25 protein-coding genes and 1 pseudogene are annotated in these 21,902 nt (G+C 68.8%); 7 read left to right on the forward strand and 19 right to left on the reverse strand.

Translation table 11 applies throughout. From position 1 onward, the window contains the following. Positions 1 to 63: 63 nt before the first annotated feature. The 4 genes from PSC72_RS22210 to PSC72_RS22225 form a co-directional block, all read right to left on the reverse strand. On the reverse strand, positions 64 to 948 hold the full coding sequence (locus PSC72_RS22210; RefSeq protein WP_274323607.1) for a hypothetical protein: 885 nt from the start codon (positions 946 to 948) through the stop codon (positions 64 to 66). 102 nt (positions 949 to 1,050) lie between these two features. After that, on the reverse strand, positions 1,051 to 3,267 hold the full coding sequence (locus PSC72_RS22215) for a DHH family phosphoesterase (protein WP_274323608.1): 2,217 nt from the start codon (positions 3,265 to 3,267) through the stop codon (positions 1,051 to 1,053). A 130-nt stretch (positions 3,268 to 3,397) separates the two neighbouring features. After that, a complete protein-coding gene (locus PSC72_RS22220; protein ID WP_274323609.1) occupies positions 3,398 to 3,661 on the reverse strand; it encodes a hypothetical protein in 264 nt (87 codons plus the stop codon). 75 nt (positions 3,662 to 3,736) lie between these two features. Next, the gene (locus PSC72_RS22225; protein ID WP_274323610.1) at positions 3,737 to 4,357 is read right to left on the reverse strand and encodes a YIP1 family protein; all 621 of its coding nucleotides are present in this window, start codon (positions 4,355 to 4,357) and stop codon (positions 3,737 to 3,739) included. A 104-nt stretch (positions 4,358 to 4,461) separates the two neighbouring features. Between PSC72_RS22225 and PSC72_RS22230 the strand changes: the two genes are divergently transcribed. After that, the gene (locus PSC72_RS22230) at positions 4,462 to 4,770 is read left to right on the forward strand and encodes a cyclin family protein (protein WP_274323611.1); all 309 of its coding nucleotides are present in this window, start codon (positions 4,462 to 4,464) and stop codon (positions 4,768 to 4,770) included. Between the two features lie 157 nt (positions 4,771 to 4,927). Here PSC72_RS22230 and PSC72_RS22235 read toward each other — a convergent pair. The 3 genes and pseudogenes from PSC72_RS22235 to PSC72_RS22245 all read right to left on the reverse strand — a co-directional run. Further along, positions 4,928 to 5,407 (reverse strand): annotated as a pseudogene (locus tag PSC72_RS22235) (phosphopantetheine adenylyltransferase); the annotation flags it as partial. Positions 5,408 to 5,503: 96 nt separating this feature from the next. Beyond that, positions 5,504 to 6,151, reverse strand: coding sequence for a winged helix-turn-helix domain-containing protein (locus PSC72_RS22240; protein ID WP_274323612.1), 648 nt, complete (start codon positions 6,149 to 6,151; stop codon positions 5,504 to 5,506). Between the two features lie 89 nt (positions 6,152 to 6,240). Next, positions 6,241 to 7,326, reverse strand: a complete 1,086-nt coding sequence (locus PSC72_RS22245) for a glutamate--cysteine ligase (protein WP_274323613.1) — start codon at positions 7,324 to 7,326, stop codon at positions 6,241 to 6,243. Between the two features lie 247 nt (positions 7,327 to 7,573). Here PSC72_RS22245 and PSC72_RS22250 point away from each other — a divergent pair, with 247 nt between their 5' ends. Beyond that, a complete protein-coding gene (locus PSC72_RS22250) occupies positions 7,574 to 7,789 on the forward strand; it encodes a PLDc N-terminal domain-containing protein (RefSeq protein WP_274323614.1) in 216 nt (71 codons plus the stop codon). A gap of 259 nt (positions 7,790 to 8,048) precedes the next feature. On the opposite strand, the gene PSC72_RS22255 is transcribed toward PSC72_RS22250, so the two are convergent. From PSC72_RS22255 to paaA, 8 genes are all read right to left on the reverse strand, one after another. Continuing rightward, positions 8,049 to 8,678: a fibrillarin-like rRNA/tRNA 2'-O-methyltransferase gene (locus PSC72_RS22255; RefSeq protein WP_274323615.1), complete on the reverse strand. Its 630-nt coding sequence runs from the start codon at positions 8,676 to 8,678 to the stop codon at positions 8,049 to 8,051. Further along, on the reverse strand, positions 8,675 to 9,559 hold the full coding sequence (locus tag PSC72_RS22260; protein ID WP_274323616.1) for an NOP5/NOP56 family protein: 885 nt from the start codon (positions 9,557 to 9,559) through the stop codon (positions 8,675 to 8,677). Before PSC72_RS22260 ends, PSC72_RS22255 begins: the two co-directional genes overlap by 4 nt. 62 nt (positions 9,560 to 9,621) lie before the next feature. Continuing rightward, the gene (locus PSC72_RS22265; protein WP_274323617.1) at positions 9,622 to 10,173 is read right to left on the reverse strand and encodes a hypothetical protein; all 552 of its coding nucleotides are present in this window, start codon (positions 10,171 to 10,173) and stop codon (positions 9,622 to 9,624) included. 32 nt (positions 10,174 to 10,205) lie between these two features. Next, entirely contained in the window at positions 10,206 to 10,379 is a 174-nt protein-coding gene (gene paaE, locus PSC72_RS22270) for a 1,2-phenylacetyl-CoA epoxidase subunit PaaE (protein ID WP_274323618.1), read from the reverse strand. Beyond that, positions 10,379 to 10,804 (reverse strand): 1,2-phenylacetyl-CoA epoxidase subunit PaaD, encoded by a 426-nt coding sequence (paaD, locus tag PSC72_RS22275; RefSeq protein WP_328518196.1) that lies wholly within the window; start codon positions 10,802 to 10,804, stop codon positions 10,379 to 10,381. Before paaD ends, paaE begins: the two co-directional genes overlap by 1 nt. Before the next feature lie 29 nt (positions 10,805 to 10,833). Then, positions 10,834 to 11,667 (reverse strand): 1,2-phenylacetyl-CoA epoxidase subunit PaaC, encoded by an 834-nt coding sequence (gene paaC / locus PSC72_RS22280; protein WP_274323620.1) that lies wholly within the window; start codon positions 11,665 to 11,667, stop codon positions 10,834 to 10,836. Next, entirely contained in the window at positions 11,667 to 11,984 is a 318-nt protein-coding gene (gene paaB, locus PSC72_RS22285) for a 1,2-phenylacetyl-CoA epoxidase subunit PaaB (RefSeq protein WP_274323621.1), read from the reverse strand. The genes paaC and paaB overlap by 1 nt, the downstream gene beginning before the upstream one ends. A 2-nt stretch (positions 11,985 to 11,986) precedes the next feature. Then, positions 11,987 to 12,937, reverse strand: coding sequence for a 1,2-phenylacetyl-CoA epoxidase subunit PaaA (gene paaA / locus PSC72_RS22290; protein ID WP_274323622.1), 951 nt, complete (start codon positions 12,935 to 12,937; stop codon positions 11,987 to 11,989). Positions 12,938 to 13,020: 83 nt separating this feature from the next. Between paaA and PSC72_RS22295 the strand changes: the two genes are divergently transcribed. The 5 genes from PSC72_RS22295 to PSC72_RS22315 all read left to right on the forward strand — a co-directional run bounded on the left by PSC72_RS22295 (position 13,021) and on the right by PSC72_RS22315 (position 18,987). Continuing rightward, the gene (locus PSC72_RS22295; RefSeq protein ID WP_274323623.1) at positions 13,021 to 13,659 is read left to right on the forward strand and encodes a helix-turn-helix domain-containing protein; all 639 of its coding nucleotides are present in this window, start codon (positions 13,021 to 13,023) and stop codon (positions 13,657 to 13,659) included. Positions 13,660 to 13,893: 234 nt separating this feature from the next. Further along, positions 13,894 to 14,400: a hypothetical protein gene (locus tag PSC72_RS22300; protein WP_274323624.1), complete on the forward strand. Its 507-nt coding sequence runs from the start codon at positions 13,894 to 13,896 to the stop codon at positions 14,398 to 14,400. Between the two features lie 208 nt (positions 14,401 to 14,608). After that, on the forward strand, positions 14,609 to 16,597 hold the full coding sequence (locus tag PSC72_RS22305; RefSeq protein ID WP_274323625.1) for an AMP-dependent synthetase/ligase: 1,989 nt from the start codon (positions 14,609 to 14,611) through the stop codon (positions 16,595 to 16,597). A gap of 91 nt (positions 16,598 to 16,688) precedes the next feature. Beyond that, positions 16,689 to 17,867: an N-methyl-L-tryptophan oxidase gene (solA, locus tag PSC72_RS22310; RefSeq protein ID WP_274323626.1), complete on the forward strand. Its 1,179-nt coding sequence runs from the start codon at positions 16,689 to 16,691 to the stop codon at positions 17,865 to 17,867. 265 nt (positions 17,868 to 18,132) lie between these two features. Then, a complete protein-coding gene (locus PSC72_RS22315; RefSeq protein ID WP_274323628.1) occupies positions 18,133 to 18,987 on the forward strand; it encodes a hypothetical protein in 855 nt (284 codons plus the stop codon). Here the strand turns inward: PSC72_RS22315 and PSC72_RS22320 are convergent. The 4 genes from PSC72_RS22320 to PSC72_RS22335 all read right to left on the reverse strand — a co-directional run bounded on the left by PSC72_RS22320 (position 18,981) and on the right by PSC72_RS22335 (position 21,902). Continuing rightward, positions 18,981 to 19,346 carry a hypothetical protein gene (locus tag PSC72_RS22320; protein WP_274323629.1) on the reverse strand — a complete coding sequence of 122 codons (366 nt, stop codon included), beginning with the start codon at positions 19,344 to 19,346 and terminating at the stop codon, positions 18,981 to 18,983. The genes PSC72_RS22315 and PSC72_RS22320 overlap by 7 nt on opposite strands. 155 nt (positions 19,347 to 19,501) lie before the next feature. Then, positions 19,502 to 20,698, reverse strand: a complete 1,197-nt coding sequence (locus PSC72_RS22325; protein WP_274323630.1) for a hypothetical protein — start codon at positions 20,696 to 20,698, stop codon at positions 19,502 to 19,504. Next, positions 20,691 to 21,269: a signal peptidase I gene (locus PSC72_RS22330; protein WP_274323631.1), complete on the reverse strand. Its 579-nt coding sequence runs from the start codon at positions 21,267 to 21,269 to the stop codon at positions 20,691 to 20,693. The genes PSC72_RS22325 and PSC72_RS22330 overlap by 8 nt, the downstream gene beginning before the upstream one ends. 21 nt (positions 21,270 to 21,290) lie before the next feature. Then, positions 21,291 to 21,902 (reverse strand): TasA family protein, encoded by a 612-nt coding sequence (locus PSC72_RS22335; protein ID WP_274323632.1) that lies wholly within the window; start codon positions 21,900 to 21,902, stop codon positions 21,291 to 21,293.

Genomic DNA, 21,902 nt, shown 5'->3' on the forward strand with positions numbered 1-21,902 from the left:
AAGTCCACGTGCCGGTCGTTCCGCGACGCTGTTCGGCGGTTACCGCGAGACCGCCCGCCCCGATCACTCTACGGTCACCGAACAGGCGACCAGCGTACTGCTCTCGACGTACTCGACGTCCCCGGTCGGAGCGACGCGGACCTCCGTGGTGTGGCTGTTGCAGTCGAACCTGTCGGCGTCGATCCGATACTCGTGGCGGGCGCGGTCGGCGGCCTGAATCTGGATCGTGTACGTGTCCGGTTCGAACAGGAGCACTGTGTGATACCCGTTCGCCGGGAACTCGATCGTCTCGGAGAGAGCGCGACCGGCGGATTCGCCGAACACGGCCACGGTGATCGAGCGCGCCTCCGCGGAATCGTTCCACACGAGGACGGTCCACGTGGGAGACGCGTCTGCATCGGTCGCCGCTCGCGAGCCGACAGCGGACTCCCCCGTCGATTGCGACTCCGTGTGGTCGAACTCGACGTCGTTCTGGATAGCCGGCCGCGCCGGTTTCGGCGTCTGTTCGCTCAGTTTTGGTAGCGTCGGTGTGTCCGGGGACCCGCTCACTCGTTCGGCGTCGTACAATCGCCATTCGTCACCGTCCCGCCGCATCGTGACGTTCTCGACGTAGGTCGGGCAGTCCACGTTGCAACTTCCGGACTCGTACGCGATACGGACGACGGCCGTGTCCGCTCCCTGTTCTTTCGTGTCGACGCGAAGAACACGATTCGGACTGGCGGACTCCGCTTCCCTGTAGTCGACGTACTGGTATGCCTCCGAGCTATTGTGGGCGAGTTCACGTCGACGTTCCCAGTCCGCCGTCGTGTAGAATTTCCGAACCACCGCTTCGGGACTTCCATCGCCGAGAGTCGGCGTCGGGTCTCCGGTATCGCCCAGCGCGGCACAGCCGGCAGGGACGGAGAGAGCGCCGACCAGACCCGCGCGGAGAAACTGTCGACGTTCCATCACCGGAGAGACTACGCAGTGACATATCCGTCTTGTGGGTCGGCGATCGGTGATCGCGGAGGAGCCGCTCGCGGGAGCGGCCGGCGGAAAAAGCAGAACCGGTCAGGCGACTTCGTCGGCGACGACGTCGATGACCGTGTCGAGCACGGCCGAGCGTTCGCCGGCGATGTACTCCAGCTTGCCGTCGCGAGCCGACGTGGCCGTGAGGCCGGCGTTGGGCACCCACTCGCGGGCGCGGTCGGCGACGTCCCGCACGTCGATCGGTGAGTCGCTACGGATGTGGAGTTCGTCTTCGGAGACGCCGATGACCGCGGCGACGTCGTCGCGGTGACGGCGGTGGAGCTCGTCCAGCAGGAGTTCCGTCGGCGGGAACTCGTAGCGGTGGGTGAACGCGTCCGTGTCGAGGACGGCAACCTTCGTGTCCTCGAGCGTCTGCGTATCGAGGTTGGCTTCCGCAGTCTCGACCTCCGTGTCGAGCTTCTGGCGGAACTGCTCGCTGACGTGGCCGGCGAGGCCTCCGTGGCCCTCGCCCTCGCCGAACAGCAGGTCCGTGATCAGTTCGCGCTTGTCCTCGTAGGACTGGTAGAACGCCTCCAGCGCGACCGCCTCGCGGACCTCGCGGACCGCCTCGGCGTCGTAGCCCGCGTCGCTCGCGGCCTCGACGTACGGCTCGGGGGTGTCCTCCCAGAAGCTCACGGCCGGGAGGTGCTGCAGGTCGGCGCGCACGTCCTCGTTGACGTGGGCGGCGACGTTGGCTGCCAGCGTCGTGGAGGTGGTCTCGGAAGCGCCCGCGGCGTCGGGTGCGACGAGCGCGCCGACCGTCTCGGCGACCTCGGGGTCGACCTCGACGTCGTCGACGAGCGCGCGGCCGGCGCCGTACAGGTCGAGCAGTTCGAAGCCGTCGAGTGAACCGCTCGTCCCGCCGGCGGCGACGAAGACGAACAGCGGGAGCTTCTCGTCGTGGCGCTCGCGCGCTTCGAGCATCCGCGTCACGTCCTTGGTGGCGTCGTCCATGTCGTAGACGCCGCCCTCCAGGGGTCGGCGGTCGAAGTAGTGGTAGACCGCGTCGTGCTGGTCGTGCTGGTCGCGCACGAGCGGGAGCGTCGCCCGCTCCAGCGCGACGCCGGCGACGTAGCCGTCGGCGGTCGCGCTGTGGCGGACCACGACCGGTCGCTCTTCGAGCACCGCTTTCCGGACCGCCGTCGCGACCTCGCGGACCTCCTCGGTCAGGCCCGCGACGACGTCGTCGTCCGCGATGGGGTCGACGGCCTCGGGCTCGGCCTGCGAACGGAGCGCGTCGGCCAGTCGGTCCTCGACGGCATCGCGCTCGTCGCCCTCGAGTTTGACGAGCGCCTCGGTCTCGACCTGGAGTTCGCCGCGTCGTTCGCGGACCTCGCCGTCCAGTCGGACGACGTCGTCGCCGCCGATCTCGGGGTAGGCGCGGACGCCCGCTTCCTTGAACGCGGCGCACTCGACGCTGTCGGTCTCGTCGCGGATCTCGAAGACGGTCGGCCCACTCGTCTGGCGCGCGCTCTCGACGACGCCTTCGAGGCGGACCGTCTCGCCGACGCGGTCCGAGAGCGTCTCGATGGCGACGTGGGACGGCTCCTCGGCGACCGCGCTGGCGCCGCCGCCTCCGCCGCTCGCGGCGGTCGCACCGCCGTCGCCGCTGGCCCCGCTCTCGGCCCCGGCCGTGGTCGCGGTCGACTCGGTCGCGGCCGCGGTGGTCGTCTCGGCGGGCTCTCGGTCGCCCTCGTCCGCGTCACTCTCGTCGGTGTCGCTCCTGTCGGCGTCGCTCTCGTGACGTTCGCCGGCGTCGCGGCTGTCGCTCTCGGAGCGACTCGTCACGTCGTCGGCGTCGTCGGTCTGTTCACTGCTGGACGCGCCGGCAGCCGAATCGTCGTCGGCTGCCGCGTCCTCATTTCCCGATTCGTCCTCTTTGAGATACGGTGCGTCTTTCGCGGGGTCGTCGACGAGCGTGCCGCGGAACTCGTCTTCGGACTGGCGGATGGACCAGCCGAGGTCGATGTTCCCGTTGTCACGCACCTGCTGTACCTGCACGAAGACGGTGTCGCCGGACTCCCAGTCGAGACTCTCCAGACGGCGGTCGAGCTCGCTCCGGTGGAGCAGTCCAGTGACGCTGTCGCCGATGTCGACGAACACGCCGAACTCGGCGTAGCCGTCGACCGTTCCGCGGTAGTAGCGATCGACCGTCAGCTGGTCGGGCTGATTCCCTCGGAACTCGAAGACGACGTCTTCCTCGTGAAGGTCGCAGATGCGACCGTCGACAGACGTTCCGCAGATGATACACGAACCCATTGGCAGGTAGAAACGGCCCGACCCTAAAACGGTTGTCGAAACGCGCTCGCCGTCTGTCGGCGTCCCGGACGACCAGTTCGCCGCTGTGAGAGCCGCTCTACGGCCGGAAACGACGGTTCGGGGCCCGATCTCACTCGAACACGGGACTGTCGTCTTCGAGCAGTTCGATCCCGCGGGCCACCTCTCGGGCCTGTTCCGGGAACAGCGCCACTTCGACCTCGTTGCCGTCCTCGTCCTCGAACGCGAGTTTGACGCGCTTGTCCCCGAACTCCCGGACGTCGACCCCGTCCACGTCGTAGAGCTTCGCCGTCGCCGTCTTGTTCGACGGACCGACGTGTTTGATCGCGCCGTCTTTCACTTCGAACATGAACTCCTCCAGATCGAGACTGAGCATACCGTCGATCCGGCCGGCGCGCGCTTAAACTGCCGTGGTCGGCGGCCCGAGCGCGGCGACGACCGCCCGGGGGATTCAGGAGAGGTTCGCGACGACGTCCGCCCAGGTCAGCCCGGTCAGCGCCGAGAGGGCCGCGAACCCGCGGAAGCCGTAGCCGAAGACGAGCACCGCCGGGAGGGCCGCGAGCGCGCCGGCCTTCGGCAGCGAGACGCCGTGGACGTCGCTGATCCCGACGGCGAGGAGGACGCTCCCGTAGCCGGTCGCCGCCACGCGGACGAGCGGATGGGGGAGGCCGGCGAAGACGCAGGGCGCCGTCGCGTAGGCGATCACCTGGACGGTCTCGCTGACGCCCGCGCGGTCGGGCGCGGTCGGGACGAGGATGAGCGTCTGGACGGCGGCGGTCAGGTGCAGCGCCGCCGGCGCGACGAAGACGACCGCGACCGCGAGGACGAGCGCGGTCGACGCCAGCGGTCGGCCGCCGAAGACGGGGTAGGAGGCCGCGCCGCTGAGCACCCGCGTGAGTTCCTCCACGAACACGACCGTCCCCGCGAACACGAGCCCCGGCGCCTGATCGCCCGGCGCGACGCCCGACCGGAAGAGTCGCCGAGGGCGGACGAGCACCTCCGCCCACGCGCGAGCGAGCGCGCCCGGTCCGCGGTCCCGCCCGCCCGTCGGATTCTCGACCCACTGTGTCACGACCGGGAGTTCGGCCGGTGCGCCCAAGGCCGTTGCGGGTTCGCTCGCCGATCCATCGCTCGCCCGTCGTGGATTTAAGTAGGCGGAACGGGTACGAGAGATCGATGTACAGCGCCCGCGACCAGGTCGAGAACGCGGAGTGGCTCGACGAGATAGAGGCGCTCGCCGAGCGCCTCGACCTCGACCCCGCGGTCCGCTCTCGCGCGTCCGACCTGTTTCTCTCGAACGTCCCCGAGACGGACCGCTCGAAGCGAGCGGTGATGGCGACCAGCCTCTACGTCGCCGGCCTGGTCGAAGGCGACCGCCGGAGCCAGAACGTCATCGCCGACGCCGCCGACGTGTCGCGACTCACGATCCAGCAGCGCTGGAAGGACATCCTCGAAGGCGAAGGGCTGGACGCGCCCGGTTGGTAACGGAACTGTCGTCGGACGCCGCAGGCGCTCGACGGCCGAGGACGGAGAATCAGGCGTCGTCGGTTTCGGCGTCGGCCGGTCCGCCGTCGGCCGGTCCGCCGTCGGGCGATCGGGCCGCCGAAGCGGCGGACGCGGTGTCGACGTCGGTTTCCGCCGGGGCCTCGCGACCGTCGCGCTCGGGGGTCAGATTGCCGTGTTCGTCGATCTCGCCGCGGACGATGCGAGTACTGGAGATGATCTCGCCGTCCTCGGCGTAGACGTGGTCGACGACCTCGATGTCGAGCGGTTCGTTCCCGTCGTCCCGGCGGATCTCGTTGATCCGCTTGCCGCCGGTCTCGGTCTCCGGCGAGACGACCAGCGCGTCGAACTGCGGTTCGGGGGCGAACCCGGTCGGGTCGTCGATCTTCCGGATCTCGTACTCGCGGTCGAAGCGGTCGGCGAGTTTCGCGAGTTCGGCGTCCAGGTCCCGTTCGCGCTGGTCGTACGGGCGGACGTAGCGGTCGTCGTGGCGCGTCTTGGGCGCGAGGTCGTCGCTCGTCAGTCCGACGGTGGCGTCGCCCAGCTCGAACGCGCGCTCGAACAGCGCGCGGTGTCCGTCGTGGACCGGATCGAACGTCCCGCCCAGCGCGACCTTCATACACGCTCAGTTGGTGGGTCCCCGGTAAAGTGCCTTCGGCTTTCCCCGAACTCCGCCGGTACGACCCGTCGCTGAGAACAGTTCCCGCCCGCCGACTCAGTAGTCGTCGTGTTCGTCGTCGTCGTCAGATCGCGGGCCCGCCCCGTTCCCGGTGTTTGCGTCCGCGCCGCCCCCTGCCGCTTCGTCGGTATCGTCGTCGACCGCTCCCCCCGTGGCGTCCCCCGCGTCGTCGGTGTGGTCTTCGACGGTGATCGTGACGGGTTCCGAGTCGACGGTCGGTTGCTCGTCGTCGCTCCCCAGGATCTGGTCGAGGTTGAAGACGGTGTTGAGCTCCTCCTGGACGTCGTCGACGACGTTGCCGACGAGCTCGCTCGGCGCCATCGCGCTGTACTCGTAGGGGTTGTTGCCGGCGCCGTCGTTCTCGCGCTTCTGGCGCGTGACCTTCCCCTCGTCGTGGAGCTCGGCCAGCGCTTCCCGCACGGTGCTCGGATACAGCCCGGTGCCGTCGGCGATCTCGTCGCTCGTGCTGTCTGGGTTCTGCCGCAAGAAGACGTAGATGCGCGCCCGCGTCTCGGTTTCCAGCACCCACGAGAGCATGTCGACGATCCCTTCGTCGAACTGCGTGACGGCCTTGTCGGCCTCCTGTTCGAGCCGTTCGCGCACGTTCCCACCGTCGCCGTCCGGTAAGTCCGCGTCCGGCTGTTCGCTCCCCTCTCTGTCGTCCGAAGGATCGTCTGTAGACATACGTCGCTTCTATGAGGACGAAAGCCCCTGTCGGGTAAAAATCTTGCCGACGTTCCCGCTCTCCGGAAATCACGGGGGTGCACGGGGATTCACTCGTACTGGAGTCGCAGCGCGTCGCAGAGCGCGTCGACGCCCTTCTCTTCGCGCAACCGGCGCTGACGTGCGGCGCCGCTCTCGGCGTCGTAGAGGTCGGCGATGCCGTCGATCCCGAGCCGTTCGGTCTCGCGGTCGACGATCTCGCCGAGGCCCGTCGTGGACTCGAACTCCCGGTCCAGCAGAGCGGCGTCCCGGCCGTGGCGCATCGCCCGCCACTTGTTCTCGTCGTACAGTTCCCGGCGGAAGTCGCTGCTTGGTTCGCCGTCTTCGTAGCGGGCGGCGAGGTCCTCCACGAGCGCGTGGGTGTACTCCACGAACGCGAGCACTCGGTCGGGGTCGGCCTGTCCGTCCGGGGTGCGGACCTCGACGGTGCCGTGGCCGGAGTGGGGCCGCACGTCGAACCACAACTCGCCGCGGTCGTCGATGCTCCCTGTCTCCAGCATCCGTCGTTCGAAGTCGTCGAACGCCTCGTAGTCCTCGTAGGCGGTCGGCATCCCGGTGTTGGGCAACCCCTCGAAGATCTTCGCGCGTGCGGACTGGAGCCCGGTGTCGAAGCCGTTCCAGTACGGCGAGTTGGCCGACAGCGCGAGCATCACGGGCAGGTGCCAGCGCAGTTCGTTCGCGATCCAGACGGCCTTGTCGGCGTCGTCGACGCCGACGTGGACGTGCAGGCCCGCGGTCGTGTTGCGGTGCTGGGGGTACTGGATGCGGTCGAGCTGTGACTTGTAGCGCGGCTTCTCGGCGTGTTCGAGTTCGCGCCACTTCGCGAGCGGGTGGAGTCCGGCGGCGGCGATGTCGAAGCCGTGGGCGGTGGCGTGGTCGACCAGCGCCTCGCGGATCGCGAGCAGGTGCTCGCGGGCGTCGGTCGGGTCCTCGATGACCGGCGTCTGGGACTCGATGACGCATTTGAACAGTTCGTGGTCGAGCCGTCCCTCCAGCAACTCGGGCGGATCGGACTCGTAGACGAGTTCGTCCGTGCCCGAGGTGGGGCGGCCGTCCTCGTCGACGACGTAGTACTCCTCCTCGATGCCGATCGTACCCATCCGGCTGAAGGCGTCGCGCGAACCCCGCTCGTCCATCGAGACGTACGTCGGGCCGACAGCGCTAAAAATTTCCCTTCTCCCGCGTGCGTCGTCCGCCCCGACGTGAGTCGCCCCCGACCGCCACGACCGGAGCCGCTCCCGTCCGCCCTGACCGGAGTCGCCCCGACTGACCCGGCCAGAGCCGCTCCCGACCTCCCCGAAATCGCACGACGGACCTGCGGCGCCCGTCACTCGGGCATCCAACACAAGATATTTATCAACGTGACGGAATCATTCGCCACAGATGCCCTCCATGATAGCGTTACAGTCAGGCGCGGCCGCGTTTTTCTTCCTGTTCGCCATCCTGTTACTGGCGGTCTCCCTCGCGATGATCGTCTGGACGTACCAGGACGCACAGGCCAACAGCAGCCAGCCGGCGTTCCTCTGGGCGCTGGTCGTCTTCTTCGCGCCGTTCCTGGGGATCGTCCTGTACTTCCTCGTCGGGCGGGACAGGTACTGATCGGCGCGGCGAGTCGGTCACCAAAAACCGCAGTTTCCGTCGTCCCCGAACGTTCGTCCGAGCCGCGGATCCGTCTCTCTGAAAACCGATGGCAGTCGCTCGGTGTCGTTAGAGAGACGGTTTAGGTCAGTCAGCGATAGTCCACGTGGAAACCACGCGAACCGAAAGGTGCTGCTGACCGTGCCGCCTACAAGCCTCTCTGCCCTGTCGACGGATAACACCTCCGGAACACCGACAGGGCCACCGAGCGCGAAAACGGTCAGCGCGGCGTCGCGACGACGCCGAGGTGGTCGTCGTGGTGGGGGGTGAGCCGCTCGGTCTCCAGCACCTCGTAGGTCGATTCGAGCTCGTCGAGCACGTCCGCGAACACGTCTTCCGGGTCGCGGGTCACGTCTTCGCTCCGGGCCTTGATCGCGATCAGGAGTCGGCCGTCCTCGCGGAGGAACGTCTCGTTGGCAGTCGCAACCTTCGCCTGTCCGCGCGTCGCGACGTCCTGGACGATAACGTCGACGGGCTCGACCACGTGGGCGTACGTCTCGGGTTTGCGAGCGTCCTTCAGCAGCGGAAAGAGGTTGCCGCGCGGCTCGGCGGCGTCGAGCAGGTCGCGCACGGGGCGGGCGGCGAACTCGACGCCGTAGGTCGGGCCGGCGAAGTCGGCGACGTGGCTCGCGGTCGTCCCGGCGGCGGCCCCCAGGTAGAGGACCGTCTCGCCGCCGTCGACTCCGGTGTCCATCCCGAGTTCGAGCATCGCGCCGAGCTTCGACCGGTCGGGGTTCCACGCGCGCCACTCGCCGTCGGTCGGTTCGCCGTAGACCGGCTCGCCTCGCGTCGCCAGCCGCTCGACGCCGTCGAACTCGCGCCGCTCGACGCCGTCGGGCAGGTCGCTCACGAGTCGTCACCCCCGGCGCCGTCGTCGTTCCCGCCGGATGCGGTCCGCGCCCGGATGGTCGCGATGCGCTCGTCCAGTTCGGCGTCGAGTTCGGGCTTTCGGTCGCCGCTGTAGTGGTCGACGCGGGCGGCGAGGGTGAGTTTTCCCGCGAGCGCGCGCGCCGCGGACCCGCGCTCGTCCGGGTGCGTGCCGCGAACGTACTCGTGGGTGAAGATGACGCCGTGTTTCGGCGAGCTGGCCGACCCCCGGAGGTGGGCAAAGAGTGCGTCTTCGGCGCCGAGGACCTGGACGGTGCTGGACGGCTTCTTCGCCAGGCTGTCGAGCCCGCCGGCCAGCGAGATCAGTCGGGCGGCGAGCACTGGCCCGGCCATCGCCGCGAGGTTCGGCGCGACGGTTGGCGTCGTCTCCTCGACGTAGGTCCGCAGTTCGTCGGCCTCGTCGGCCAGCGCGGCCGTCCGCTCGGCGAGGGCGAGGAGGCGTTCCTCCCCGGGGTCGGCGGGTTCTCGACCCTCGGTCCCCGCGGCGAGTTCACGGGCGTACTCGACGCCGGTCTCCGCGTCGTCGAAGCGCGTGCCGGCCCACTCGGCGACGCGCTCGGCGAGTTCGTTGGCGGTGCGCTCGCAGTCGTCCATGGCGCGGACGGCGTGGATGAGCTGTTTGTCGTCCGCGCGCTCGCGCTCGTGGACGCCCGCTCGCGCGGCCGCCAACGTCGCGTCGTGGAGGCGCCGGTAGTAGTCGTCGGCGTCGTCGGCGAACCCCTCGTCGACGGCGAGCGCCGACCACTCCGCCGGCGCCGCGGCCGACCCGGTCCGGATCCGCTCGACCGCGGCCTCGGCGTCGCCGGGATCGAGCCCCGCGAACCACCCGTCGTGTTCGGTCATACTCCAGTCTCGCCGCGCTGTCCAAAAAAGGACCCCGGTGTGGCCGTCGCGTGGACTCCGGACTACTCCCAGCACGCGAGCGTGAGCCCCGACTGCGAGAGGTCGTCGTCGGGGAGCGTCCCGTGGCGCTCGGTCTCGGCCCGACGAACGACCCCCTCGGAGACGAAGTAGTGAGCGTCGTAGAACGACTCCCGAGTGGTCGTCCCGGTGTCGGTCGCCGCCGTCGGCGGATCCACGACCGTTCGCGTCCAGACGTGGACGCGGACGCGGTACCCGCCGTCGACCGACCTGACGGTCGTTCCCTGCAGTTCGACGGTCACGTCGCGGGCCCGCTCGCCGATCTCGTGGTTGTGAGCGAAGGCCCGCTCGTACTCGCGTGCGAACTGCCCGACGGCTTCCGGGTCCTGGTCCGGGCGCTCCTCGGGCAGCGGTTTCGGCGTCACCCGGTCGTTGCCCTCGGACGTCAGTAGCAGGTCTGTCCGGCACGGCTCGTCGGTCGGGGCCTCGGTCGGCGCGGGGGTCTCCGTCGTCGCATCGGGAGACTGTCCACCGAGGGCGCTACAGCCGGCGGTGACCGCCAGCAACGCGACGAGGGCGACCGCGTGAACGCGCATGCCCGCCGTTGGCAACGGTGGGTGAAGAGTCTTCAGTCCCGCATCGCCTCGAAGGGCTGGTCGCAGGCGGTGCAGTAGTGCATCGATCGACAGAGCGAGGGCCCCTTGGGGTGGTCGCGCTCCGTCTCGGTCGACCCGCAGTACGGACACGCGACGGCCGCGTCTTCACCGCCGGCCTCGACGCTCGGGTCGGCGCGGCGGCCCATCAGACGCTCACCCCGAACTCGCGGAGTCGCTCGCGTCCTGCTTCGGTCACCATGTCCAGGGTCCACTCCGGCGACCACACCAATCGCACGTCGGCGGCCTCGACGCCGTCGGGGCTCGCGGCCGCCCGCTCGATCTCGTCGGTGATCATCGACCGCGCGGGACACCCCGTGTAGGTGAGCGTCATCTCGACCGCCGCGACGCCGTCGGCGACGGACACGCCGTAGATCAGCCCGAGGTCGACGACGCTGACCGGCATCTCCGGGTCCTCGACCTCCCGGAGCGCGTCCCAGACCCGCGCTTCGACGCCCTCCGCGTCGCTTCCCGTGGCGGGGAGATCCCGTTCCACCCCGGATTTGATATCGTGATATTCGGTATATGCGCACGGCGTCGGCTCCGAACCGGCCGCTTCGATATCGTCCTCGATGGGCGCTTCCTCGTCGGGAAAGACGTCGCTCACGCGTTCTCACCCCGGAGTCGCCGGACGTCGCTTCGACCGAGTTCGCGGTAGGTCTCGGTCAACTCGTCGTGGAGTTCCGGCCAGTGGTCGGTGTGGCTCCCGTCGCGGCCCCGCGCAGCGGGAAGCGACTCCGCGGGGTCGTCGCCCGGGTCGAACGGCACCGAGACGTCGAGGCTCTCCAGGAACGAGGCGACCGTATCGAGCCACTGCCCCCGCATCGATTCGAGCGACTCGCCGCGGAACCCGTGGTCGCGGATCGCGGACGCCTCCGCTCCCGGGGCCCACAGGGTCAGCGCGTACGGGAACAGCCGGTCGGCGGCCGCCTGCACGCGCTCCCGGCCGCCCTCGTCGTCGCAGAGCCGTTCGAGCCACGTCTGGGCGTGGTCGAGGTGGTACTCCTCCTCGCTCCGGATCTTCTCGACCGGGTCGACGAGTTCTCGAACGCCGGACGCCGCGACGGCGTCGAGACGGAGGTCCTCGGCCGCGTCGTAGAGGTACCCTCGGAGGATCGCGTCGGCCCAGTCGCCCTCCGCGAAGGGCAACTCGACGAGCGTGCTGTGGCGGAAGGCTCCGGGGTCGCGCTCCCAGACGAGGTCCCGCTCGTCGTACCCGAGTTCGCCCAGGGCGTCGAACCTCACGCGCGCGTGCCCGAGTTCGTCCTGGGCGATGTTCGCGAGCGAGAGGTCCGATTCGAGGGTCGGCGCGACCACCTGCCATTCGGTGTAGCGCTCCGCGAGGACGAACTCGTCGTCCGCGAGCCTGAACAGGAGCGCCTCGGCCGCCGACCGCTCCTCGTCGTCCAGTTCCGCGAGCGCTCGCAAAGCGGGCATCAGTCCCCACCCCTCGATCTCTCTGCGGCGGCCTGCTCTTTCTCGGAGTCAGCGACTTCCTCGGCGAAGCTGGCGTCGACGTTGTACGCGGTCGCCCACCGATAGGCCTTGTCCGTCCGCCCCCCGAAGGCGGTGTCGTCGGCGTCGACCTCGGTGACCTCGTCGCTCGGGACGACCCACAGGCTGTTCGTCGTCATCCGCCGCCCGTGCTGGATCTGGGCGAACAGCGTCGCCATCTCGCGGTCCGGCGCGTGCACGTCCCCGCAGTGTTTGTGGTACTTCCCCCGTCGCTCCTGTCTGAAGACCTCCCAGCGCATCCTCAGTCGCCCCCGACGGGCGCCGTCGGGCTCCCCGAACCGCCCGCGCCGGTCGACTCCAGCGAGTCGCGGGCCCACGCGACGGCGTCGCGGGCTGCCGCCCGACCGTTGATCTGGTCGAGTCCCTCGGGATACTCGTTTTTCGCGATGGCGAAGAACTCGTCCCAGTCGAGGTCGTCTTCCACCACCTCGTAGCGGTCGTCGTCCTCGTGGTAGCGGATACGGGGTTCGTCGGGGATCTCCAGCCCGTACTTGCGAGCCTTCGGGACGTAGGCGTTGAGGAACTGGTTGCGCAGTTCGTCGTTGGTCATCGTCTTCAGGCCCACGTCGGCGGCGAAGTCGTGGTGGGTGCTCTTGTCGTCGGTCGGCCCGAAGAACTGGAGGATGCGCGGCCACCACCTGTCGAACGCCTCCTGAAGCAGCCGCTGTTCCTTGCGCGACCCCGTGGCGAGTTCGCGCATGATGTCCTCGCCGTGTTTGACGTGGAACCCCTCTTCGAAGCAGATCTTGTCCATCGCGTGCGCGTAGGGCGTCCAGCTCGACTGCTTGAGCGTGGCCTGGCGCTTCATCGCCGCGCCGTCGACGAAGAAGGCGATCATCGGCGTCTCCGCCCACTCGGTCATCTCGTAGTGGAAGCAGTTGAGGAACTTCCCGTCGCCGCGGGCGAGCTCGTCCAGCATCTCCTCGCGGGTCTTGACGCCGAGCGCCTCGGCGGCGCGATACAGCAACTGACCGTGGCCGATCTCGTCCTGCACCTTCGCGCTGAACGCCAGTTTCCGGTCGACGCTCGGCGACTGCCGGATGAACGGTTTCTCTAGGTACGCGCCCATTATCTCGCTGTTCGCGTGGAACTGGAGCATCCGCGTCGCCGCTTTCCGGTACTCCTCGGGCATGTCGTCGGCGGGCCCGAACTCCCGCGGCCCCGCTCGTTGCTCGACCGCTTCTATATCCATATTAATAATTATGGTTCTGCCGCGGGTACGTATTGACCCGATTATATCGCGGGTTTATACGCGGCGGGGACGAACAAACCGGAATGATCGACCAGTGTCTCGCCGTGGAGTTCCGGGTGACGGGAGACGACTGCCCCGTCGCGCGCGCGACGGAGGCCGCTGGGGTCACGGTCGACGCCCGCCCGCCCCAGTTGCGCACCGACGGGAACGCGCTGGTCCACTGTAGCGGTCCCGCCGATTCCGGCGTCGCGGCAGCGCTCGACGAAGACGACCGGGTCCGTTACCTCCACGTCGCGCGGGCGGACGGCCGCGAGACCTACCGCTGTCTCTCGAAGGCGCCCTGCGTGGTCCACGACCTGACGAACGCGGGCTTCCTCGCGGAGTCGCTGCGGTACCGAGACGGGGAGGAGTTCTACAGTGGGGCCGTCGTCGGCCGGGAGGTACTGCAAGGGGTGCTCGAAGCCGCGGGCGACGCCGTCGGCGTCACCATCGAGCGGGTCACGCCGCTCGGTTCCGACGGCGAGCCGTCCGTCGCGGCCCACTGGAACCTCACGCCCGCGCAGGTGGAGGCCGTCGAAGCCGGCTTGACGACCGGCTACTTCGCGGTCCCCCGCGAGGCGACCGCCGGCCAGGCGGCCGCCGAACTCGGGATCAGCAAGTCGGCGTACCTCGAACGCGTTCATCGGGCGCAGGCGTCGATCTTCGGGCAGATCTTCGGCTGACAGTCGTTGTCTCCGCCGAGCTGTGCAACCGGCCTATCGAGTGTGTAAATCTGTATTCGCTATACCAATTCGTGCACCTGAATCCGTCGCCGGCCCGGTCCTCGACGGCTACGGACTCCTCGGTCTGCCGGCGATGGCATCGGTACCGTCTCTACCCGGAAATCTGCGGAGAGCGTCCCCCTCGATTCGTCAGTCCGATGGGGTATTTACGATCGGCCCGTGTACGGAGCGTCGATGGAGGACGACTCCCGCCGTCTCAGCGGAGGTCAGTTTCTGTGGGCGACGCTGGCGGCGGTGCTGTTCGTCGCGCTGGCTTCGGTCCTCGTCGTCCCGTGGTTCGGTTGGCCGACCGTCTCGGACTCGGACGGGGCGTTCGCCCTCGCTAGCCTCATCGCGGCTGCGCTCGTGGGCTGGCTAAGCTGGGTCGGCGTCGAGCGGTACTGCCGCGGACGACCGATTCTCGGCGGGGCGGCGGCGGGCCTGTTCACGGGCGTCTTCGCACATCCCGTCGCGTGGTTCCTGTGGCCGCTGTTGCACCTGACCGAGCGAACGGGCGGCGCCGCCTTTCTCATGCCGCTCGCGTCGGTGTGGAGCCTCCTGTTCGTCGGCTGGATCACCGTCCCCCTGGCGATAGTCGCCGGCGTCGCGACCGGCGTGATCCGCGTCGCGGTGAATCGGTTGTCCGCCCGGCGCGATTCCGGTCGAGACGGCTCCGATGAGCCGAGTGTGAACTCCCCGTGACCGTGAAAGCCCCTCTCCTCGTGAGTTCCCGCGGTCCGGCCCCTCTATTGCTTCGTCCACGGTCCTGTCGGGCAGACGGGTCGCGACCGAGGTCGCTCCAGTGCTGGGATGGGGCCTGAAACGCACCGATCGTTTGCGATCGTTCAACGGGCGAACGTCGGCCGTAGGTTCGATAACATATATCATGCACGGGGGCTTACGCCGTCCCATGGCTTCTCCTGAGCCGACGGGCCAGTGGTGGGCCGCCGAGCAGTCCTACACCGACGAGGTCGTCGGGTCGGACACGCTCGCGGCGATGTTCGAATCCGCGGCCGATCGGTACGCCCAGGCCGCGGCCCAGCGCTACAAAGGCAGCGTCTACGACCGCTCGCTCGCGCCCGAGGTGATCCCGGAAGCGCCGCCCGGGGAGTTCACCGACATCACGTACATGGAGATGCGCGCCGTCGTCCGCCGGCTCGCCGCGGGCTTCCGCGACCTCGGCGTCGAGGCGGGCGACCGCGTGGCGATCTTCGCCGAGACGCGGATGGAGTGGGCGCTCGCCGACTTCGCCGTGCTGGCGGCCGGCGGCGTCGTGACGACTGTCTACACCGACTCCTCCCCGAAACAGGTCAGATACCTCCTCGACGACCCCGACGCGATGGGCGTCGTGGTCGGCGACGAGTCGCTCCTCGAACGCGTCCACGAGGTCGAGGACGACCTCGACCTCTCCTTCTCGGTGGTCATGGACGAGTGCGCGCCCGACGGCCCGGCCGCCGACCGGGACGACGCGCTGACGATGGCCGAGCTGCACGAGCGCGGCGAGGAGACGTTCGACCTGGAGACGTACGAGACCTGGATCGCCGAGCGCGACCCCGACGACCTGGCGAGCATCATCTACACCTCGGGGACGACCGGCCAGCCGAAGGGCGTACAGCTCACCCATCGGAACTTCCGGGCGAACGTCAACCAGTGTCGCAAGCGGATGGGGCCGCGGCCTGACAAGGGCGACACGCCCGTCCTCGACGACCACTCGCGCTCTATCTCCTTTCTCCCGCTCGCGCACGTCTTCGAGCGGCTCTCGGGGCACTTCCTGATGTTCGCGTCCGGCGCGGCGGTCGGCTACGCCGAGAGCCCGGACACGCTCCCCGAGGACCTGGAACTCCTCCGGCCGACCTCCGGTGCGAGCGTCCCGCGTGTGTACGAGCGGATCTTCGACAACATGCGCGAGCAGGCGAGCGAGTCGGCCGCCAAGGAGCGAATCTTCGAGTGGGCCGTCGACGTGGCGCGCGACTACGCCCGGGCCGACGACCCGGGGCTCGCCCTCCGGGCGAAACACCGGATCGCCGACCGGCTCGTCTACTCGACGGTCAAAGAGCGCCTCGGCGGCGCGGTCGAGTTCCTCGTCAGCGGCGGCGGCAGCCTCAGCCAGGACCTCGCCCAGATGTTCCTCGGCATGGGGATCCCCGTCGTCGAGGGGTACGGCCTCACCGAGACCGCGCCCGTCGTCTCGGTCAACCCCCCGGAGTCGATCCGCCCGGGGACGATGGGGCCCCCCGTCGTCGACGTCGACGCCCGGGTCGACGAGTCCGCGGTCGGCTCCGGCCAGTTCCCCGAGGCCGACGGGCCGGTCGGCGAACTGGAAGTCAGGGGCCCGAACGTCACCGACGGCTACTGGAACTCACCGGCCGAGACCGAGGCGACGTTCACCGAGGACGGCTACTTCCGGACCGGCGACATCGTCGAGGTCACCGCGGAGGGGTACCTCCGCTACAAGGACCGACTGAAGCAACTCGTCGTCCTCTCGACGGGGAAAAACGTCGCGCCGGGGCCGATCGAGGACCGCTTCGCCACAAGCGACCGCGTCGACCAGCTGATGGTCGTCGGCGACGATCGCAAGTTCATCGGCGCCGTCGTCGTCCCCAACTTCGACGCGCTGCGCCGCTGGGCCGACCGCGAGGGGATCGACCTCCCCGACGACGACGAGGCCGTCTGTCGCGACGAGCGCGCCCGCGAGTGGGTCGGCGAGGCCATCGAGGAGGTGAACGCGGAGTTGGAGCGCGTCGAGCGGATCAAGCGGTTCGAACTCGTCCCCCGGGAGTGGACCGTCGAGAACGACCTGCTCACGCCCTCGATGAAGAAGAAGCGCCGCAACATCCGGAACGTCCACGATGACGCCATCGAGCGGATCTACGCGGAACCGCGGGCGGAAGCGGACTGACGCCAGCACGCCGTCGCCGACCGCCGCCCGCGGGCGCGTCGGACGGAGCGATGACGTAACCGCTTTGCCGGATGCACGCACAGTGACCCCTATGACACCGAGCGGCGGGCGATACGACGCGATCGTCGTGGGAGTCGGGGGGGTCGGGAGCGCGGCGACGTACCACCTCGCGCGGCGGGGTGCCGACGTGCTGGGACTCGAACGGTTCGACGTGCCTCACGCCCGCGGCTCGTCTCACGGGAGAACGAGGCTCCTCCAGCGACTGCTCGACGTCGACCCGGCCACGATGGCGCTCGCCGACCGCGCCCACGAGGGGTGGCGCGACCTCGAACGGGCGACGGGGACCGATCTGGTGACCGACACCGGGTCGCTCGCGGTCGCCGTCGGGGGAGACGAACCGGTCGCGAGCGCGCGTCACGCCTGTGAGCGCCACGACCTCGCATTCAAATCGCTCACCGGCGCCGAACTGGCCGAGCGGTATCCGGCTTACGACTTCCCGGAGGGGGCCGAGGCGCTCTACCAGCCCGACGGCGCCGTCGTCGCGTCCGAGCGCGGCGTGGTGGCCCACGTCTCCGCGGCGCTCTCGGAGGGCGCGACGGTGCAGGCGCGCGAGCGCGTCGTCGACTGGTCGCGGACCGGCGACGGCGTGCGGGTCGACACCGACCGCGACTCGTACCTGGCGGATCGGCTCGTCGTCACCGCCGGCGCCTGGGCCGCCCAGTCCGTCGACGTCCTCGACGGCATCGTCGAGCCGTGCCGCCACGCGACCGCCTGGTTCGCTCCGAGCGACGGCGGGCGGACCGGCGATACCGACGGCGCAGTCGACGGCGCAGACGAGGACCCGACGCGAACCGGCGACGCACGGGCGCCGCCGTTCGTCGCGACGGTCGACGGCGAGAACTACTACGGCGTCCCCGGTGTGTACCTGCCGGGGATGAAGTTCGGACGGGCGGACTTCCGGCCGACCGAACCGGACAACCTCGCCGGGCCGACGCAGGCCGACGAACGGCCGCTCCGGCGGTTCGCCGACAGCTACGTGCCCGGCGCGGCCGGGTCGACGCTGCGCCTCGACACCGGGCTGGTCACCAACTCGCCCGACGGGCAGTTCGTCGTCGACACCCTCTCGGAGGGCCGGGTCGCCGTCGCCGCCGGGCTCTCCGGCCGGGGGTACAAGTTCGCGCCCGCGCTCGGCGAGGTGCTCGCGGACCTGACTCTCGACGGCGAGACCGACGCGGACGTCTCCGCGTACGCGCTCGACCGGTTCGAGTGACACAGTAGCTTTAACTGGCTTTCTCCCGATCAGTATTCGTAACAACCGGAGTCGCGGCGGCCGCCGAGCGGGTGGGTTCCGCAATCGGCGGACGGCTCCGGACCGGGTTCGGGCGGACGGGTGAGGTGTCAGATACCGATGGACCACGCGGCACGAACCGACGGGTGGGTCGGCTCTGCCAGCCGCGTCTCAGAGCGGATTCGCCCGTGGTCGTTCCCCTCGCCCGATAGCCACTGGTCGCCGCCCCGAAACACGGAGGGTGAAGATGAGCGACCCCGGTGATCCACGGGACTCCGACGACGCGAACGACAGTCACCGGGCGCCCGTCGACTCGCCGGACGGGGAATCGCGCGACGGTGCTGAGGCGCCCGACGCCGTCTCCAGCGACGGCCCGACCGAATCGGGCGAACCGCCAGACGGAGCGCCGGCCGAGCCCGCAGACGACCGTCCATCGAGGAGCGACGACGAGGGCGGCCAGAACGAACGACGGCGCTGGCGGTCGCTCCTGTTTCTCCTGTTGCTGTTGCTCGTCCTCGTCGGCGGCGGCATCGGGACGTTCGTCATCGAAGACCAGGGCAACGTGATGCCGGGGATCCAGTTCCCCACCGAGAGCCCGGCGCCCACTTCGACGCCGGGTGCGACGGGGGACCTCTCGCTGACTGCCGACGCGAACGCGACGCTCCTCCGAGCGGAGGGCGTCGCGCCTGGCGACGGGGGCGTCTCGCGGCTGCCGCTCCGGAACGACGGGACGGCGGCGGGCGAACTCGCCGTCGTGAGTCTCACAGTCACGAGCGAGGAAAACGGCATCACGAACGCGGAAGCGTCGGCCGACGATTCGCCGGCCGAGGGCGAGCTCGCCGAGAGTCTGCTCGTCCGACTCTCCGTTCGGTACTCCGGCGGTGAGACGGTCCGGGTGCTCGGCGGTGGCGGATTCGTCCCGCTCGCGGGCGTCGAGGCGCGAAACCGGACGATCGGATCCCTCGCCGCGGGCGAGGAGGTGACGGTCGTCTTCGAGTGGCGACTGCCGACCGAAACCGGCAACGAGGTACAGAGCGACTTCGCGGGGTTCGACGTCGTGTTCGGTCTCGCGGAATCGAGCGGCGGAACGCCGGGTCAGTGAAACAGGATCCCGAGGTTGTGAACCGTCGTGTAGGTGCCGACGGCGGTCAACAGGAGCGGCGGCGCGTAGAACATGAGCCTGTCGTCGTCGCCGACGCCCGCCCAGAGGCTGATCCCAATGCAGGCGTAGATGACAAGCAGTTTGAGCGCGAGGAACCCGCCGCCGCCGAAGGCCATGATGGCCTGTCTGATGACCGGGTTCGCTTCGGTGGTGAGCGGACTGAAGTAGACGAGCGCGATGGTCGTCACGATATCGCCGACGCCGTACGTGGCGAGCGCGAGCAGCCAGACGCGCGAGAACGACACCTCGTCGAACGGCGTGCGATCGAGGGTCAGCCAGTCCGCGTCCGCCGTTGCCATTATAGACGAACAGGAGAGGCCGAGTTATATACTATCTGTAGCAAAAATCACATCTGATACTGTGTCCCGTTTGAGGACGCTAGTCTCGGGGCGTTCCCTGGCGAGTTCACCGGCCTCGATCGAGTCGCCCTCGACTGGTATGGGTCTCCGAAGACTCAACTCGTGTCTTCGGGCCACGTAGCTCCGCTTCCGTCGGCGACGTCTTCGAGCGTACCGGAGTCGACCGGGAACGTGACCCCGTTTCGCGTCTCTAGAACCTCGACCGTTATCTCGTACCGGTCCCCGTTCGTCCCGCCCGTGCTGTAGGAGACGGTCCCGTCGGGCTGATTCTGACCGGTCGTGGTGGTTTCGGTCGCCCACGAATTGTCCGCGTTCTCGAACGTGATTTTGGCCCCTCCGAACCGATCGGCGTCCGCCGTCTGGTACGAGAGCGAGTACTTCGCACCGGCGCCGTCCGTGTTGTCTGTAACGACGAAGGAGTCGAGTTTCGGGCTGTCGGGTTCGACGGGGTCGCCGTACGCCTCGGGGTCGGACCCGTCCGCGACGTCGGTGAACTCGGTGCTGTCCACGACCAGCCCGTTCTGGTTCAGGACTTCCACGGCGATGTCGAAGCTGTGGCCGCCGGTCCCATCGACGCTGTACGTGACGTGGCCGTTCGGGGCGTTCTCGCTTGTCCTGGTACGCGTCCCCCAGTTCTCGGTCGTGTCTTTGAACCGAATGCGGACGTTCGAGAACTCGTCGCGCTCCACCACCTGGTAGTACAGGTCGTAGCTCGCGCCGGAGTTGTCAGGGGTGTCCTCGACGAACGCCCACTCTAACTCCGAACTGTTCCCGTTCCCGAAGTCGCCTTCGCCGGTGTCGGCCCCGTCCGGGTTGTCCGTTGCGACCTTTCGGATGACGGGATCGGTGCTCCCGCTCCGATAGACCCTGAACGTGAACCGGTACGTGTCGCTGCTCTCCGCACCCCCGTCGGAACCGCTGCTCGGATACGACACCACTCCCTCTGTGTTCGCCCTCGTGAACGTCTCCCCGGAGATGTACGATTTATCGAGGTTCTCTACCTGGATCTCGATGCGGTCGAAATCGCTTACCCACTCGACCTGATAGGCGACCTGATAGTCGACGCTGCCGTACTGGGTGTTGTCCGTGATCTGGTAGTCGAGGTTCGGTTCTCGTTCGACGCGGACCGCGCCGCTCGCGGTCTCGGTGTCTGAAAACCGCGCGAGCGTCTCCGAGGCCACTAGCTGCGAACTACCGCCGATCAGGAGCAGCCCCCCGGCGAGGAACCGTCGGCGCGAGACGACGCCGCGGTTCGAACCACTCCCCGCGTCCCGCCGTGTATCTTCAGTCACGGCCGTTCTCCTCCGTATCGTCACTGGACCCGGTCGTTCGGTCGGTTCCAGTCCGTGCCAGGTCCCAGAGTTCGGTCACGGCCAGCAAGACGGCGGGTACGATCACCAGCAGGGCCAACCCGAGGTCCGTCTGTGCGAACGTGATGGCGTATCCGAGAAGCGGGACGTGGAACCCCACCCGACCGATAACGGCCTGGGACGGGACGAGCTCGGGGTCCGCCTGGTCGTTCGCGTCGCCTTTCGTCCGGAAACGACGTTCTCCGCCCTCCTCGACGACCCCCACGACTCGATGGGTCACGCGCTGGTCGCCGGCCGCCCCGTTCCGGAACGTGATGACGTCGCCGGTCGAGATCTCGGCGGCCGGCACCGAACTCACGTAGACCACCGAACCCGCCTCGATGGACGGCGACATGCTATCCGAACGGACCACGTAACTGGCGTCCGCGCCGACGACCTGCGGAATCGCTGCGCTGACGAACAGGGCGACGACGGTGACGCCCACCAGCAGACCGGCGAGGTTCACGAGCCGTCTCCAGTCGACCCGCGTTCCGACGAGCAACCGGCCGCTCATTGCCGTCCGCTCCGGTTCACGTTACTGACTGTCATTCTGGTTCAGATGGAACACGAAGTCGATCGAGACGCCGTCACTCTGGAAACTGTCGCCGACGTCCGTGAGGTACAACTCGATCGCGAACTCCGTCCCGGTTCCCGGATCGGCGAGGTCGACGAGGTCGTTCTGCGTCGACTCGCTCGACCCGTGCGCGTTCGTCGCGAGGTCGTGTAGCGTCGGCGGCGAACTCGCGGAGTCGACCTGGCCCCGCAGGTCCGATCCGCCGTACGAGAGCGTCCGTATCTCGACGTTCTCGGCCACCTCCCGGGGACTGACGTCCTGGTCGTTTCCGGCCCCGTCGCTCTCGGCGTAGCTCACGTCGACGTCGAGCGACCCCGAGAGGCTACCGCTCCGAACGAGCGTGACGCTGTCGCTCGTCGCCTCGGTCGGAGCGAGGCTCGTGTCGAACGAAAAGGCGGCGCTCCCTTCGAATCCGAGCGCGAGCGTACCGGTCTGAACTGCGTTCCCGGTGCTCGACTCCGCGTCGGAGAAGTAGGCCATCGTTCCGGCGCCGGCTGCGGCGCTCGCCGAACCTATCGCGGCCGCGCTCCCCAGTATCTGGCGGCGCGTGAAGCGGGTCGAGCTATCGGTCAT

Origin of the sequence: Halosimplex aquaticum (genome assembly GCF_028747785.1) — an archaeon.
In the GTDB taxonomy this organism is placed as follows: domain Archaea; phylum Halobacteriota; class Halobacteria; order Halobacteriales; family Haloarculaceae; genus Halosimplex; species Halosimplex aquaticum.

Excerpts from the sequence above, each read along its gene's own strand:
- PSC72_RS22210 (WP_274323607.1), bottom strand. The coding sequence starts at position 948 with ATGGAACGTCGACAGTTTCTCCGCGCGGGTCTGGTCGGCGCTCTCTCC.
- PSC72_RS22215 (WP_274323608.1), bottom strand. The coding sequence starts at position 3,267 with ATGGGTTCGTGTATCATCTGCGGAACGTCTGTCGACGGTCGCATCTGC.
- PSC72_RS22220 (WP_274323609.1), bottom strand. The coding sequence starts at position 3,661 with ATGCTCAGTCTCGATCTGGAGGAGTTCATGTTCGAAGTGAAAGACGGC.
- PSC72_RS22230 (WP_274323611.1), top strand. The coding sequence starts at position 4,462 with ATGTACAGCGCCCGCGACCAGGTCGAGAACGCGGAGTGGCTCGACGAG.
- PSC72_RS22240 (WP_274323612.1), bottom strand. The coding sequence starts at position 6,151 with ATGTCTACAGACGATCCTTCGGACGACAGAGAGGGGAGCGAACAGCCG.
- PSC72_RS22245 (WP_274323613.1), bottom strand. The coding sequence starts at position 7,326 with ATGGACGAGCGGGGTTCGCGCGACGCCTTCAGCCGGATGGGTACGATC.
- PSC72_RS22250 (WP_274323614.1), top strand. The coding sequence starts at position 7,574 with ATGCCCTCCATGATAGCGTTACAGTCAGGCGCGGCCGCGTTTTTCTTC.
- PSC72_RS22260 (WP_274323616.1), bottom strand. The coding sequence starts at position 9,559 with ATGACCGAACACGACGGGTGGTTCGCGGGGCTCGATCCCGGCGACGCC.
- PSC72_RS22265 (WP_274323617.1), bottom strand. The coding sequence starts at position 10,173 with ATGCGCGTTCACGCGGTCGCCCTCGTCGCGTTGCTGGCGGTCACCGCC.
- paaE (WP_274323618.1), bottom strand. The coding sequence starts at position 10,379 with ATGGGCCGCCGCGCCGACCCGAGCGTCGAGGCCGGCGGTGAAGACGCG.
- paaC (WP_274323620.1), bottom strand. The coding sequence starts at position 11,667 with ATGCCCGCTTTGCGAGCGCTCGCGGAACTGGACGACGAGGAGCGGTCG.
- paaB (WP_274323621.1), bottom strand. The coding sequence starts at position 11,984 with ATGCGCTGGGAGGTCTTCAGACAGGAGCGACGGGGGAAGTACCACAAA.
- paaA (WP_274323622.1), bottom strand. The coding sequence starts at position 12,937 with ATGGATATAGAAGCGGTCGAGCAACGAGCGGGGCCGCGGGAGTTCGGG.
- PSC72_RS22295 (WP_274323623.1), top strand. The coding sequence starts at position 13,021 with ATGATCGACCAGTGTCTCGCCGTGGAGTTCCGGGTGACGGGAGACGAC.
- PSC72_RS22300 (WP_274323624.1), top strand. The coding sequence starts at position 13,894 with ATGGAGGACGACTCCCGCCGTCTCAGCGGAGGTCAGTTTCTGTGGGCG.
- PSC72_RS22305 (WP_274323625.1), top strand. The coding sequence starts at position 14,609 with ATGGCTTCTCCTGAGCCGACGGGCCAGTGGTGGGCCGCCGAGCAGTCC.
- solA (WP_274323626.1), top strand. The coding sequence starts at position 16,689 with ATGACACCGAGCGGCGGGCGATACGACGCGATCGTCGTGGGAGTCGGG.
- PSC72_RS22315 (WP_274323628.1), top strand. The coding sequence starts at position 18,133 with ATGAGCGACCCCGGTGATCCACGGGACTCCGACGACGCGAACGACAGT.
- PSC72_RS22320 (WP_274323629.1), bottom strand. The coding sequence starts at position 19,346 with ATGGCAACGGCGGACGCGGACTGGCTGACCCTCGATCGCACGCCGTTC.
- PSC72_RS22330 (WP_274323631.1), bottom strand. The coding sequence starts at position 21,269 with ATGAGCGGCCGGTTGCTCGTCGGAACGCGGGTCGACTGGAGACGGCTC.
- PSC72_RS22335 (WP_274323632.1), bottom strand. The coding sequence starts at position 21,902 with ATGACCGATAGCTCGACCCGCTTCACGCGCCGCCAGATACTGGGGAGC.